Below are 15,240 nucleotides of genomic sequence, written 5' to 3'. Positions count from 1 at the left end.
ATTATTGATACTATATTCATAATGTACAACAAAAAGAATATTTTCAAAATATGCATTTTTTTCTCCATCCTAACCATGCTAATGTAAAAACTACTACATTCACTAACAAGTATACAATAGTATCCTTGTACACAATTATTGAAATTGTACTAGCAAGTAGAAAACACGCCATATACGAAAAGAACAAACAGTTTTTATACAATTTTAAAGTTTTTCGTTGTTGGCAGTAATAACTATCAAATGCATTAATTTTTGACTTATTAATTTGTATTATTTTATAAAATACATATAGGATAAAGATAGAACTAATTATACTATATATCATATCAAAGGCTAAAATAATCATATTTCCTTTTCTATTAATATATTTTTTGTAGGCACTTTGAAATTCATAGGAAATATAATTCTCTGCTGGATAATTACTCACTAATTGATTCAAAACCTTTTTCTCTATCAGCTTATCCGTATAAATAATTAAATTGTATAAACCATTATCTATATAAAAATCTTTTCTTACCAGATATTTTTTTATTTCTTCAAAATACGTTTCACTTTTACCTTTCTCATATAGAAAAAATCCATAATCTTTTGTTTCATCAAACGAAACAATACATAAATCGTAGCAACCAATTCCCACTATTTCATAATTTTCATCCTGTATTTTAATAAATTGTCCGATAGGATTTTCATCTTCAATACCATAATATTTCTTCAAAAAGTCATTGGAAACTACAACTTCATTTTCACCATCATATGGAAGTCTTCCTGAAATCAGATTTCTTATATCAATTGGCAACAATAGTTGTCCACCATAATTTTTAATAATATCATTTGGAACAGAAAAAATATTAAACTCATTGATTAAATCGCTGTTATAAAATTGTTCCGAAAGTTCATCTATATATTTATCATCTGAAAGAATTATTTTTTTAATACCTTTTGTATCTGCTATATCCGCAATGTCGTTAAAATATATCATTTGATACTTCTTAGCATTACTAATTTTTAATTTTTGGCTATTCGCATAATTACTGTTTAACTCTGAAAATTCTTGATCTACCTTATACGTAACAATCACATTTTGTCCTTTGTCAATCAAATGCTCATCGCTAATGAATGTGCCATATAAAATATTAGTTACGTAGCTATAAAAAATCATTAGTATTAGCATAACTACAAAAGTAAGTATAACAAATGGTGATTTCAAAAAATTCTTACATACCTTTGCCGCTGGATACTTAATTAATTCTGGTACAGCAGTATTAATAGCTCCATTATGTGATTCTTGTAACATAATTTCTTCCTCAATCAAAATTTTTGTACAATTTTCAAAATTTAATCTTGGATCATGGCTAATTATAATAATACTATGAGAAGTTGCTAATTCAGAAATCATATGTAAAAAATCTCTAACGGAAGGATTGTCTAAATTATTGGTTGGTTCATCTAACATAATATAAGGTGTATTTTTAATAATTGCACCTATTAGATTTAACTTCATAAGTTCTCCACCACTTAATGATTCTACATTTCTACTGTACCTAATATCAGCCATATTAAATTTTTTCATATAATAATCAACGGTATCCTTTTTATCAAAAGGTAATAGTTTAGAAATATACTCCTTCACAGAACAATGATAGGATGCTGGATCTTGTTCAATATAACTAATCAAACTACTCCTGCTATTTTCATAAGTTGTTTTATGCTCTTCTGTATTAAATCTGATTTGATTTTCTTCAAAAACAAGTTGTTTCATAATTGTTGATTTTCCTGTTCCATTTTTCCCGGATATTATATATACTCCATACTCTGAAAAGTCAAAGTTAATTTGATCTAATTTAATATAATCATGATTTACTTTTGTATTAACAATCATTAGAGTTCCCCCTTAATCTTATATAAATTCCTTATATTCAAGCTATAAATACCTTTTTGTAATCTATTTGTAATGATCAGAAATACCCCCAATAATACCATAATAGCGTAATCTTTAATTTCTTTTATATTGCCATAATAGATATATAGGAACATCATTGACACCTCTGAATATATAAAAGAAATGATATAACTTTTAGGATTATTATACTTGTGAATCACTGCCTTTTTTATGTCCGCCTTACAAAAGCCATAATTTTTTAGTATAATAATTTTTTTCTTAATCAAAAACCAATTAATAATCGTCTGATATATGATAATAAAACTTAATATTCCAACTCCAAATATCCATAATTTTATTATCTTATTGAATTTCATTATATTTTTTGCATTTTCAACGATTTCAATTGTTTCGTTTGAGCGAATAAAATAGTTTGATTTCCATTTTTCTCTATACTTATCTTGAACTATAAAGTCATAAAACGTGTACCCTTGGTTTAACTTTATTTCAACTAAAATATTTTCAAGGTCTTCTTCAAAAATAGTATCAATTTCTTCAATTGCATTCTGATACAGTTTATCATTAAACTCTATCGCAATAGCATTATTATTCGGATTTTCATAGGTATCACCATACTTAAAATACTTACTTGTATCTATATAATGCTGGTTTTGATCTAAATTGTTATTATCTGATTTACAATAATCTAATGTATTTATCAATGTGGATGTACTTAAATCATACCTTATTAAGTTATAAACCTGATAATTTATGCTTTGATCCACAGAAAGGTTCAAACAATAAAATCTTTCCTCACTATTTGCAATTCCCTTTTCTAAAGCAACACTTAATTCATTTAAACTAATATCAGAATTCAGATATGCTAAAAAACTGGTTGGAATAAATCCTTCATTTACTAATTTTGTTGGTTCAGAATATATTGAATTACACAGTTCAATTTGATCCGAATGAATTCGCTCAATTTCTTCACTTGTTTCCTTTTTCAAATAATAAAAAAGATACACAGACAGAAGTACTATGAGCGATAAACATAATACTCCACAAATATCAGATATGAATACTTTATTAATAAACGCTTTATTTTGAAAAACCTTTTTTCCATTACACTGAGAACTCACTTTTTGTTCCATTATAACTTTATTCTCATGCATTACAACTTGCTGATCCACTATCTCATATAGACATCCAGCTATTGGATACAACCTCTCGTCATGTGTAACCACAAGAAATGTTTTTTCAGTTTTGTAATCATTGATTATTTTAATAATAGTATCTACTGTTTGGTAATCTAAATCGTTTGTTGGTTCATCTAAAAACAATAGCTCATCTTCTGACATTATTCCACGTAAAATTGTAATAATTCTTTTCTCCCCACCCGATAAACCATCTGAACTCTTATTTAATAATCCTTCCATATGATATTTTTCCAATATTTGTATTACTTTCTTTTCATCAATATCAGGTTGAAAAAAAGTAATATTCTCCAATACAGAAAGCTTTTTAAAAATTTCATAGTTATCTTGGCAAATATATGTACTATTACTATTATTGCTCTGGTATATTCTACCTAAAAGTGTGCTCTTACCTGTTCCATTCCCCCCTGTAATCAACGTAATATTATTCTTACAAATAGTTATATGACCTTTTTTATAAATTATCTTCTTCTTAAAGACACATTCCTTATACTCAAACTTATAATAACCGTTCAAATCCTTTCCCATACAAGTAAACTCCTTCTCATTTTGTACAAATAAATATCGTCAAATCTCTAATCAATGTTTATAACCATTATACCTACTAGAATCTCTGAAATAACATTTTAAAATATTTATTCAATTCCGACTAGTATTTCAACAGTTGAATATGTACTTGTTCCAGCTTGTTTTTTCATTTTAAATTTGTAATCATATATATTTCCAAAATTATATGAATAAGCTGAAGTTGCTTTATTGTTTTTAGAATATGTTAAATTATTATAAACAGTATCATAACTTCCATATCTTTTTTTACAGTATAATGAATATTTGCAATCGCTAGTTCCTTCTGTCTGAGCAGTTTTAATTTCTGATTGTCCACCAATATTAACCCATTCAGATTCTTGACTACTATCATTTATTGCAAATTCAAATGTTCCATTATATGATTTACTCCAATTCCATGTCCCCCACGCAATTACCCCTGCTGATCCAATTGCAGTGATGACCCCTACTACTAAAAGAACAATAGCTATTGTACCCATATTGGCTCTTACACTTTTTATATTATTCATATTATTCTCCTTTAATTAAGATTCTTCAATTGCGACACATATCGTAGACTGTGTAGTTTTTCCTGCCGTCTTAGTCATTTTAAAACGAGTATCAGCCCATGAACCAAACGAAACACTCCATATGTCAGATATCTCATTATTGTTACTATAACTTACCCCTGTATAAATACTTGTGTATGAAGATGCAGTTCTAGCTTTCCTATACAAGTTATATTTGCAGGATGAGGTACCTGTTTTTTGAAATGATGTTAATTCCAATGTCCCACCTATGTCCACGTAATCACTCAGAACTGACGTATCATCAATAAAAAAACTAAAGTCTTTCGTATACGCATTTTCCCAATTAAATGTAACTTGTACAACTGAAGCAATGAGCAGTATAACTCCAATTGCCTCTAGTATCCAATTCGACCTAATTGCCTTTTGATTTTTTCTTTCCTTCATTGTATCCTCCTTTTTTGTTATAAACACTGATTCCGAGATTTTTGCACATCCAAATTCTTGAATATGTATCTATTACTATATCATATTTGTACATTTCTGTAAATTCATATTGTGATTTGTAAGATTTTTGTAATATTTTAAATTATTGTTAAAATCCCACAAAAACACATAAAAACCAATTGACACAAATCAAAACTCATGCTACATTAAAAGCAATCTGGTACTACTATAAATACTTTATTGAACTATTCAATCATACCAAAAAGGAGTTTTTTATGTTAACAATACCATTAAATGTAAAATCCAAACATCCATTATATGAACAAATCTATTTGCATATAAAAAAAGAAATTCAATCTGGTGCCCTTCCTGTTCAGACTAAGCTTCCATCTACAAGAGGACTAGCAAATCATTTGCAGGTAAGCAGAAATACCATTGAGCAGGCTTATGCCCAGCTGATTTCTGAAGGTTATATTGAATCGAAACAAAAAAGTGGCTATTATATCTGTCAAATTAATGGATTAGCAGAATATCACCAGACAAAGCTAACAGCTAAACAGTTAAAAGCAGAAAAGAGAAAGGTGTATTCATATGACTTTTCTCCATTTTCTGTTGACCTTACTCATTTTCCTTATCATACCTGGCGCCAGTTATCCAAGAACTGCCTTACACAAGATGAGAATTTATTTTTACTTGGTCATAATCAGGGAGATGACCGTCTTCGACATGCTATTTCAGATTATCTTCACCAGTCACGTGGTGTAAGGTGTACAGAAGAACAACTTATTATTGGTGCCGGAGTTGATTATCTTCTCCAGCTTATTAGTATACTAATCCCCAGAAATCAGTTAATTGCTATGGAAAATCCCAGCTATATGAGAGCATATCGTATCTTTAAAGGGCTGGGTTATCAGACAGCTGCCATTGACCTAGACAATATGGGCATATCTATGGAAAAATTATACCAGTCAAATGCTTCCATTGCCTATGTGACTCCTTCTCATCAATATCCTATTGGAATTGTCATGCCAATCAAGCGTAGAATGGAATTACTTCAATGGGCCTGCGAAGAAGAAAACCGCTATATTATAGAGGATGATCATGACTCTGAATTCCGGTATACAGGTAAACCAATCCCCTCTTTACAAGGAATTGCTCCACAAGATAAAGTGATTTATATAGGAACCTTTTCCCGTGCTATTGCTCCTGCCATTCGAGTTGGATATATGGTTTTACCAACACCACTTCTTGCTCAGTATCAATCCGAATATTCTTACTATTCATGTACTGTATCAAGAATTGATCAGGCAATTATTACTAATTTTATTCAAGAAGGATATTTTGAACGTCATTTAAATCGAATGAGAAAACTTTACAAAACAAAGCACGATACTTTAATGCAGGCACTGGGGATTTTTAAAGACAATATGGAAATTTGTGGCGAAAATGCTGGATTATATGTGGTTGTAAAATTTAAAACAAACGTAACGGAAGACCTGATTATTGAAGAAGCCAAAAAAAATGGGATACGTCTCTATGGACTTCTGGAACATTATATCCAGAAACCCACTGACAATACCCCAACTTTTTTAATTGGTTTTGCTAATCTTTCAGAATTTGAACTTCAAAAAGGCATACATGAATTATATGAATTGTTTAAACAGAAGAATTGGTTTCACCTTTAAAATATTCTTTAACAAAATTACAGTCTAATTCAATTTGATCCTTTAATGCCTCAATAGAATCAAACTTCTTTTCACCACGCACAAAGGTGTAAAAATCTACTGATATGTTTTTTCCATATAAGTTTTGGGTAAAATCAAAAATATAGGTTTCAACACCTTTACAATTTTTTTCTCCAACAGTAGGCTTATTTCCAACATTGGTAACTGCTCTATACTCCTCATCATCTACCCTTACTTTGGTGGCATACACCCCGTTTGGTGGAAGAAGCTTATCCTGAGCTGGTAAGAAATTAGCTGTCGGAATTCCCATAGTACGCCCTAGCTGATTTCCATAAATCACCTCGCCAGAAACGCTATAGTTTTCCCCTAACATTTTATTCACCAATTCTATGTTTCCGTTTAATATGTTTTTACGGATACGGGTGCTGCTCACTTCTTCACCGTCCATCAAAACTTTCTCAAATGCAACTACTTCAAATCCATATTTTTCACCAAATGCTTTTAACATTGATACATTTCCCGAACGTTTTTTTCCAAAACAAAAATCTTTTCCTACAACAACAACTTTAGCGTCAAGTTTTTTCACAATGACCTCTTTTGCAAAATCTTCTGGTTCCATATTCATGATTTCCGTATGAAATGGATAGGAAACAAGAATATCTGTACCGAGACGGCTAGCTCTCAGACACTTTTCTTCTTCCGTATAAATTAACTCTATAGATTGTTCTTTAATTAAGTTTTTCGGATGAACGAAAAAGGTAAAAGTTACTGCTGTCAATCCATTCCTCTTCAAAGATGTTACGTAATCTATTAGTAACCTGTGCCCTATATGAAAACCGTCGAATTTACCTAAAGAAACTGCTGTATTACTTAGTTTAAAATCCGTGGTATTCCAGATATATTCCATATTACCTTTCTGCCTTTCTATATTAAATAAAGATTTTTACTGGCTTCAATTCCTGCAATTTTTCAGACTGATAAATGCCGATAAATCTCTTATTACTATCATAGACTCTGACTTGTTCCCCTATTTCCAGAGAAACAGGCTCTTCTAAAAAATTCCTGCTAATTTTGTTTCCATTATCGACATACTTTTGATATTCACTACTAACAACTACTCTTTTCTGTTGTTCAAACAGCTTGTCAATGGGAATTACCACTTCTGCTAATCTCCCTTGGTTCATTAATAACTCTATTTCACTTAAAGTATAACTATCCTGTAATAAAAAATCACTTACCCTTGTCCTCTTTAATTCCAGCATAGCACCACCACAACCAAGCTTTTCACCTATGTCATGGCATAGTGTCCGGATATACGTGCCTTTTGAACAATCAACCTTCAGATAAACCTGTTTTAAATCCATATCAATTTTATGAATTACCAGATTATAAATATATACTTCCCTTGGCTGCCGTTCTATCTCTTTCCCTTCTCTGGCAAGTTCATACAGCTTTTTTCCATTCACTTTTAATGCAGAATACATGGGTGGGATTTGCATATACTTTCCACAAAACATAGAAATAGCTTTTTCAATTTCTTTTTTTGAAGCTGTCACTTCTATTTCGGAAAGTACTTTCCCTGACAAATCCTGGGTATCTGTTGTTACGCCTAGCTGAAGTATTGTCTCATAAGTTTTTTGTTTCTCTGTTAATAAATCACATACCTTTGTTCCTTTTCCAAGACATACTGGAAGAACCCCGACAGCATCTGGATCCAGAGTTCCCGTATGACCTATTTTCTTCATCCTTAATATGCCTCTTAATTTTGCAACTACGTCATGTGAAGTAAATCCTTTTTCTTTATAAACATTAAGGATTCCATCCATATTTATGCTCTCCAGTCTGAACAAGCCAAAGCCTGCCTTTTATTCACACTTTATTTTTCTAATTGTGCCGCAAGCTGGGCTCCGATATTATTAATTACGTCATGTAAGGTTCCAAATAATGTACAGCCTGCTGCCTTAATATGTCCACCTCCGCCAAAGAGGATTGCTATTTTACTTACATTTACTTCTCCATTGGAACGCATACTTATTTTATATTTTTGTGTATCCAGTTCATGAATTAACACAGCAACTTCCACATCTTTTGTAACACGAAGCTGATCAATTACCCCCTCTAAATCCTTGGGTGTAGTTCCATAAAAATTCATCATCTTTTTCGATACACTGGAAACAATACATTTTCCGTCTAAAATCATCATGCTTTCTAATAAACAACGTCCTAAAATCTGGTTTTGCAAATAGGTTTTTTGATAGAAAGTTTCATCAATTATTTTTGAAAAAGGAATCTGATAAGACATTAAGTCTCCTGCTATTTCCATAGTTTTTCTGGAAGTATTGGAATGCTTAAATACACCTGTATCATGTATGATGCCAGTATATAATGCCTGTGCTAAATTGGTATCCATATATTCCTTATCAATAATATGGTAAAGCACCTCACAAGTTGAACTAGCATCCGCAAGAACATAGTTCAACTTTGCAAAGTCAGGATTGCTCACATGATGATCGATATTAATTGTAACCCTTGCATTATGAAAAAGCAGTTCAGAAAACCCTAATCTTTTTGCATCTCCACAATCCAAGGAAACAAAAATATCATACGGCTTCTCTAAAAATTCTCCATCCGCTTCTGTCAAAATACATTCTGCAAACTTAAGAAATTGAAATTCATCCTGTACATATTCCAAATAGAGATGAATTGTCTTTTCAGGAAATTTGGTCTGTAAATAATAATAAAAACCCAGACAAGCCCCCACACAGTCACCATCTGGCCTAATGTGTCCGCCAATTCCGATGGAATCTGCTTTTTCAATTGCATCATTAATTTTCTTCACCATTTTCTGCTTCGTCTCCCTCCGCCACATCAGAAGCATCTTCTTCTGATTTGTTAGAAGCTTTGTTTACATCATCAATTTTTTTTGACATGGATACCCCATACTCTATGGACTGATCCATAACAAAGGAAAGTTCTGGTGTGTTTCTCAAATTCAATCTCTTAGCCAGCTGGCTTCGGATAAAAGAAGACGCTTTCGTCAATCCCTCATATGTGGATTTTTTACTTTCTTCATCCCCCAACACACTAATATATGCTTTTGCATATTTTAAGTCAGGTGTAACCTCTACAGCAACTACAGAAGTCATAGGATTAATTCTTGGATCCTTTACTTCCATACTAATAATTACACTTAACTCTTTTTGAACCTCACCATTAATTCTTGTATTTTTAATGCTGTTTTTTCTCACTATCTTGGCACCTCTTCCATAATATAAAGTTCAACTAAATCCATTTCTTTAATGTCATTAAACTTCTCAAACACAAGACCACACTCATAGCCAGCGGCAACTTCCTTAACATCATCCTTAAATCTCTTCAAAGATGCCAGCTTGCCTTCGAAAACCAATGTTCCTTCTCTTGTAATGCGGGCAGATGAACCACGTAAAACCTTTCCATCTAATACATAAGAACCTGCAATTGTTCCTAAATCAGATGCTTTAAATACCTGACGGACTTCAACATGACCAATTACCTTTTCTTCAAAGACTGGGTCAAGCATTCCCTTCATGGCAGCCTGAATGTCTTCAATTGCATTATAGATTACTTTGTATAATCTTAAATCTACTTTTTCTCTATCTACTAAATCCTTAGCCGAATTATCTGGTCTGACATTAAATGCAATAATAATTGCATTCGATGCACTAGCTAAGGCAACATCCGATTCATTTACTGCTCCAACACCACCATGAATAATACGAATTGCAACTTCTTCATTTGTTAATTTCAGTAAACTTTGTTTTACTGCTTCTACAGAGCCTTGTACATCTGCTTTCACAATAATGTTAAGTTCTTTAATATTTCCTGCCTTTATCTGTGAGAAGAGACCATCTAGTGACAACTTAGCCTTTGTATCGTCCAAAAGCTTCTCTCTACTTTGTTTAATATATGTTTCTGCAATCGTTCTAGCTTCCTTTTCATTCTCCGTTGCCATACAAATCTCACCTGCATCTGGCACTTCGTTTAATCCAAGTATTTCTACAGGTGTTGATGGTCCAGCTTCCTTCACACGTCTTCCCTTATCATCCATCATGGCTCTTACTTTACCGTAAGAAGAACCAATTGCAATTGGGTCACCAACATTTAATGTTCCCTTTTGTACTAATACAGTAGCGACTGGTCCTCTTCCCTTATCAAGCTGTGCCTCAATTACAATACCTCTTGCATTTCTATCAGAATTTGCCTTTAATTCCATAATCTCAGCTGTTAAGGTAATCATCTCCAGTAATTGATCAATGCCTTCTTTCGTATGTGCAGATACTGGAACAAATATCGTATCTCCGCCCCAGTCTTCAGCTACCAGCTCATACTCAACCAATTCCTGTTTTACACGTTCTATATTAGCACTTGGTTTATCAATTTTGTTAATTGCAACAATAATTTCAATTCCCGCAGCTTTAGCATGACTAATGGCTTCTACTGTTTGCGGCATTACACCATCATCTGCTGCAACTACAAGAATAGCAATATCGGTAGACTTTGCTCCTCTCATACGCATAGATGTGAAAGCCTCATGTCCAGGAGTATCTAAAAACGTAATTGTCTGATTATTAACGGTAACAACGTATGCACCAATATGCTGCGTGATTCCGCCTGCCTCTCTTTCTGTAACATTTGTCTCACGAATTGCATCTAATAAAGAGGTTTTACCATGATCAACATGACCCATAACACAGACAACTGGAGGACGCTTTACCATTAAACTTTCATCTTCCTGTTCTTCCTTCAAAAGCTCCTCAATTACGTCGATTTTTTCTTCTAATTCTGTAATAATATCATATTCCAATGCAATTTCTTCTGCCTCTTCAAATGGAATTTCACTATTAATGGAAACCATCTTTCCCTGAAGAAAAAGTTTCTTAACAATACCTGCTGCTGGTATTTTCATTTTATCTGCAAGTTCTTTAATCGTCAAAACCTCAGGAATTACAATTGATTTAATTGCTTCTTCTACTACTGGTGCAAGTGGCTTAGGTTTAATAAAAGCTCCTTTTCTATTCGGATCCTTTTTCAATACTACTACTTCTTCTTTTACACTTTTGCCCTTACTGAGATTTTGTCTTTTACTACTCTTTGCTTTAATTGAATCAGTTTCATCTCCAAATTCCTTACTCTGCTTATAAACACTGTCTTTTTGGCGTTTACCTTTATTCAGCGTTCTATTAGGCTTTTGAATCTCTTCTGCCTTTGCAATCATTTTGTCTAGGCGATCCCCTGGTTTTGCGGTAGCACGTCTGTCTTTATTAATAGGTCCTCTTTCCCCAGCTGGTCTAGAGTCTCTTTTTTCAAAGGAATTGTTATCACTTCTCTGATTGTTATTTCCATTATAGGTTCTTTGACCATTAGTATTTCCTTGGCCAACAGGTCTGTCTCCACGCTTTTGAAAAGGTCTATCCCATTTTCTTTCACCATTCTGACCACTTGTTTGACCACCAGTTTGACCACCAGTTCTGTTATCATTTCTCTGATAACCTCTGTTATCATTGGTTCTGTTATAATTACTTCTGTTGTCATTGGTTCTGTTATCATTGTTCCTATTATAATTACTTCTGTTATCATTGTTTCTGTTATCATTGTTCCTGTTATCATTGTTTCTGTTATAATTTCCCTGGTCATTTCTTTGGAAACTGCGGTTGTCATTTCTCTGACCATTCTGACCATTCCTCTGGGTATTATTACCGCGCTGATCGCTTCTTTGGTCATTTCTTTGACCATTTCTCTGGGTATAATTACTACGCTGGTCATTTCTCTGACCATTTCTCTGATCATTTCTCTGATCGCTTTTCTGAGAGTTATTTCTTTGTTCTTCAGTCTGATTTCCTCTGTTCTGAGTAGGTCTCTGTTCCATTTTCTTATCTTCCATTTTTTCTGTACTCTTCTCCATACTATGCGCTTCGTACTGCTCCCCATTACTATTTTTATTATTATTTTCCACTTTCACTTCTACCCTTTTTTCCTGTATAATAATGTTTTGTTCCTTAACTTTTTTATCGACTTCTGTATTTACTTCACTATCCATTGAATTATTTATAGTATTTGTATTAATATTCTTCACTACTTTCTCTGATTCATGCTTATTCACAACAGTTTCTTTTTTTGTAACTTTTCCCAGTTCTGGTGATGACTTATATTCCTTAGAGACAGCCTGTTTATCTTCCACAACAGACTTTTCTGTTTGGCCTTCCATCACCTTCTTAACTTTTGTCTTTTCAGTATCAGCCTCTTGAATTGTTCCTGTCGGCTCTTTTGATTTTATCTGTTCAGCTTCTTTTTTTAGATTAGGTGTCACGACAATATCCCGATTCTTCAATACTGGAGGTTCTGCCTGATTTTCCTTTGCTTCTGACTTATTAGGAACAAAGTTTTTCAAAACAAAAGCAATTGCCTCATCCTCAATATTACTCTGTGGACTTTTCACCTCGAATCCATGTTCATTCAAAGTTTTCACTAAATCCGTACTTTTCATATTTAAACTTTTCGCTATTTCGTATATTCTCATTTTCGCCATACTGCCTACCTCCTATAAAAGTTGTTTTTCGACTGCACGCGCTAATCCCTGATCAAGGAACGCCAAGGAAGCTCTCATTTCTTTTCCCATTGCATGCCCCAATTCATCCTTGCTGCCAATAAAATAAATTGGAACACTATAATAGCTACACATATTAGTAAAACTTTTTTTTGTATTCTGAGAAGCATCCTCTGCTACGATGACCAAAAAAGCCCTCTTTTCCTTTACTGCTTTTTCCGTTAGAAATTCCCCGCAAGCCACATTTCCTGACTTCATTCCTAAGCCAATGTATGAAAAAGCCTTAACTTTGTTCAATCGCTCTCAACTCCTTTTCTAATTGGTTATATACCTCTTCTGGAATACTGATTTTTAAAGATCGTTCAATTGCTCTCGTTTTTTTTGCTTTTTGAAAGCACTCATACGAACTACAGATATAGGCACCTCTCCCATTTTTCTTTCCTGTCGTATCAATTACAATTTCATCTTCAGGTGTTCTGATGATTCGTATTAAATCCTTTTTGCTCTTCATCTCTCCGCATCCAGTGCATTGTCTTAACGGGATTTTTTTCTTATTCACTACATAAACCTCCCAAACTGAGTTCTACTCTTCTTCCACTTCAGAAAAATCTAAAACATCTGGAATCTCCTGTACTTCCTGAACTTCCTCCAAATCATGTATTTCTTCTGCTTCTGAAGTGTCTTTTGTCTGTGATTCACTTTTAATGTCAATTTTATATCCTGTTAATCTTGCTGCAAGACGTGCGTTTTGTCCTTCCTTTCCAATTGCAAGTGATAACTGATAATCTGGAACAACAACCTTTGCACTCTTTTCCTCTGCATCCGCTTCAACAGAAACTACTTTAGCTGGACTTAAAGCGTTTTCTATTAATACCTTAGGATCATCACTCCAATTTATAATATCAATTTTTTCACCACGCAATTCATTTACAATAGCATTTACTCTTGCACCATTCATACCTACACAGGCACCAACGGGATCAATATCAGGGTGAGATGTATACACAGCCATTTTTGTTCTGGAACCAGCTTCACGGGCGATGCTCTTAATTTCTACTATACCATCTCTGATTTCTGTAACTTCTGCCTCAAACAAACGCTTAACTAGTTCTGGATGTGTTCTGGAAACAGTAATTCTAGGACCCTTTGTAGTATCTTTTACCTCAATTACATATAACTTAATTCGGTCAGTAGGTTTAAACCGTTCCCCTTTTACCTGTTCATTATCTGCTAAAATAGCATCTACCTTACCAAGATTTACACTAATGTTATTTCCAACATAACGTTGAACAATACCAGTTACAATGTCCTTTTCTTTACCATAATATTGATTGTACAGTACCTTTCTTTCTTCTTCACGAATTTTCTGTACCACTACCTGCTTTGCCTTCTGTGCTGCAATTCTTCCAAAATTGGCTGGTGTCACTTCTACTTGAACAATATCCCCTACATTATTTAGCGGAAACTTTAAAATAGCTTCTTCCACGCTGATTTCTGTTACTTTATCAACTACGTTCTGTACAATCTGTCGTTCCGCAAAAACACTAACTGCTCCTGTTACTCGATTAATGTTTACTTTAATATTGTCAGCCTTTCCGAAATGATTTTTGCAAGCTGCAACAAGGGAATTTTCCATTGCCTCCAGTAAAACCTCTTTGCTTATGTCTTTTTCTTTCTCAATCTGGTTTAACGCTTCAATTAATTCCTTATTTGCATCCATTTTCCTTTATCCTCCTAAATCGCCTGTCTACGTTTGCTTAATTAAGCCGCAGTTTCTTTCTGTACTGGTCTTTATGTTATAACGTTTTAATCTTTTACTTTATGAATTAAAAATCAATTGTCAGTCGTATCATTGCAATTTCATTTCTTACTAGTTCCATAGAGGTTCCCTCTTCTAATTCAATATATACCGAATTTTCATCAAACCCCTGTAAAATCCCTGTAAATTCTTTTACTGCTACGGTCTTGTTCTTTCGAATGGTTGGAATACCTTTATATAATTTTACCTCAACTTCTTCCCCAATACTCCGCCTGAAATCTTTATCCTTCTTCAATTGCCTTCCTAATCCTGGAGAACCCACCTCTAATATATAAGAATCAGGAATAAAATCATGCTGATCCAACAGTTCACTTAATGCTCTGCTGACTACTTCACACTCATCAATTGAAATTCCTCCCTCTTTATCAATAAAGGCACGCAGATACCAGCTGGAACCTTCTTTCACATATTCTACATCTACCAATTCCAAATTGTGCTCTGCTACTAATGGTTCTAGTAATTCTTCCGTTTTCTTCTCATAAATCTCTTTGTTACTCATATTTTGAAAGACTCCTTTAAAATAGTATTCTGATAGAAAAA

14 protein-coding genes are annotated in these 15,240 nt (G+C 33.2%); 1 reads left to right on the top strand and 13 read right to left on the bottom strand.

What is annotated here, in order from left to right; genetic code table 11:
- Positions 1-43: 43 nt before the first annotated feature.
- From BM305_RS09570 to BM305_RS09555, 4 genes are all read right to left on the bottom strand, one after another.
- A complete protein-coding gene (locus BM305_RS09570; RefSeq protein ID WP_092560478.1) occupies positions 44-1,879 on the bottom strand; it encodes an ATP-binding cassette domain-containing protein in 1,836 nt (611 codons plus the stop codon).
- On the bottom strand, positions 1,879-3,621 hold the full coding sequence (locus BM305_RS09565) for an ATP-binding cassette domain-containing protein (RefSeq protein ID WP_092560477.1): 1,743 nt from the start codon (positions 3,619-3,621) through the stop codon (positions 1,879-1,881). The genes BM305_RS09570 and BM305_RS09565 overlap by 1 nt, the downstream gene beginning before the upstream one ends.
- Before the next feature lie 107 nt (positions 3,622-3,728).
- A complete protein-coding gene (locus BM305_RS09560) occupies positions 3,729-4,169 on the bottom strand; it encodes a hypothetical protein (protein ID WP_092560476.1) in 441 nt (146 codons plus the stop codon).
- Between the two features lie 15 nt (positions 4,170-4,184).
- Positions 4,185-4,613, bottom strand: coding sequence for a hypothetical protein (locus BM305_RS09555; RefSeq protein ID WP_092560475.1), 429 nt, complete (start codon positions 4,611-4,613; stop codon positions 4,185-4,187).
- 275 nt (positions 4,614-4,888) lie between these two features.
- On the opposite strand from BM305_RS09555, the gene pdxR reads away from it, so the two are divergent.
- Positions 4,889-6,298, top strand: a complete 1,410-nt coding sequence (gene pdxR, locus BM305_RS09550; RefSeq protein ID WP_092560474.1) for a MocR-like pyridoxine biosynthesis transcription factor PdxR — start codon at positions 4,889-4,891, stop codon at positions 6,296-6,298.
- Here pdxR and BM305_RS09545 read toward each other — a convergent pair.
- The 9 genes from BM305_RS09545 to rimP all read right to left on the bottom strand — a co-directional run bounded on the left by BM305_RS09545 (position 6,270) and on the right by rimP (position 15,199).
- On the bottom strand, positions 6,270-7,205 hold the full coding sequence (locus BM305_RS09545) for a bifunctional riboflavin kinase/FAD synthetase (protein WP_092560473.1): 936 nt from the start codon (positions 7,203-7,205) through the stop codon (positions 6,270-6,272). The two genes, pdxR and BM305_RS09545, sit on opposite strands and share 29 nt — an antisense overlap.
- Positions 7,206-7,227: 22 nt before the next feature.
- Positions 7,228-8,124 carry a tRNA pseudouridine(55) synthase TruB gene (gene truB / locus BM305_RS09540; RefSeq protein WP_092560472.1) on the bottom strand — a complete coding sequence of 299 codons (897 nt, stop codon included), beginning with the start codon at positions 8,122-8,124 and terminating at the stop codon, positions 7,228-7,230.
- A 50-nt stretch (positions 8,125-8,174) separates the two neighbouring features.
- Positions 8,175-9,140: a DHH family phosphoesterase gene (locus BM305_RS09535; protein ID WP_092560471.1), complete on the bottom strand. Its 966-nt coding sequence runs from the start codon at positions 9,138-9,140 to the stop codon at positions 8,175-8,177.
- On the bottom strand, positions 9,124-9,546 hold the full coding sequence (rbfA, locus tag BM305_RS09530; RefSeq protein ID WP_092560470.1) for a 30S ribosome-binding factor RbfA: 423 nt from the start codon (positions 9,544-9,546) through the stop codon (positions 9,124-9,126). The genes BM305_RS09535 and rbfA overlap by 17 nt, the downstream gene beginning before the upstream one ends.
- Positions 9,546-12,863, bottom strand: coding sequence for a translation initiation factor IF-2 (infB, locus tag BM305_RS09525; RefSeq protein ID WP_092560469.1), 3,318 nt, complete (start codon positions 12,861-12,863; stop codon positions 9,546-9,548). The genes rbfA and infB overlap by 1 nt, the downstream gene beginning before the upstream one ends.
- Positions 12,864-12,875: 12 nt before the next feature.
- Positions 12,876-13,178 (bottom strand): L7Ae/L30e/S12e/Gadd45 family ribosomal protein, encoded by a 303-nt coding sequence (locus BM305_RS09520; RefSeq protein ID WP_330393449.1) that lies wholly within the window; start codon positions 13,176-13,178, stop codon positions 12,876-12,878.
- Complete coding sequence (rnpM, locus tag BM305_RS09515) at positions 13,165-13,440, bottom strand: RNase P modulator RnpM (protein WP_092560468.1); 276 nt, start codon at positions 13,438-13,440, stop codon at positions 13,165-13,167. Before rnpM ends, BM305_RS09520 begins: the two co-directional genes overlap by 14 nt.
- Before the next feature lie 24 nt (positions 13,441-13,464).
- Entirely contained in the window at positions 13,465-14,601 is a 1,137-nt protein-coding gene (gene nusA, locus BM305_RS09510; RefSeq protein WP_092560467.1) for a transcription termination factor NusA, read from the bottom strand.
- Positions 14,602-14,707: 106 nt separating this feature from the next.
- Positions 14,708-15,199: a ribosome maturation factor RimP gene (rimP, locus tag BM305_RS09505; protein WP_092560466.1), complete on the bottom strand. Its 492-nt coding sequence runs from the start codon at positions 15,197-15,199 to the stop codon at positions 14,708-14,710.
- Positions 15,200-15,240: the final 41 nt, after the last annotated feature.

The organism is Anaeromicropila populeti (assembly GCF_900112775.1).
Taxonomy (GTDB): Bacteria; Bacillota; Clostridia; order Lachnospirales; family Lachnospiraceae; genus Anaeromicropila_A; species Anaeromicropila_A populeti.
Note: the sequence above shows the minus strand (reverse complement) of the source record. Positions and strands in the feature narration are given on the sequence as shown.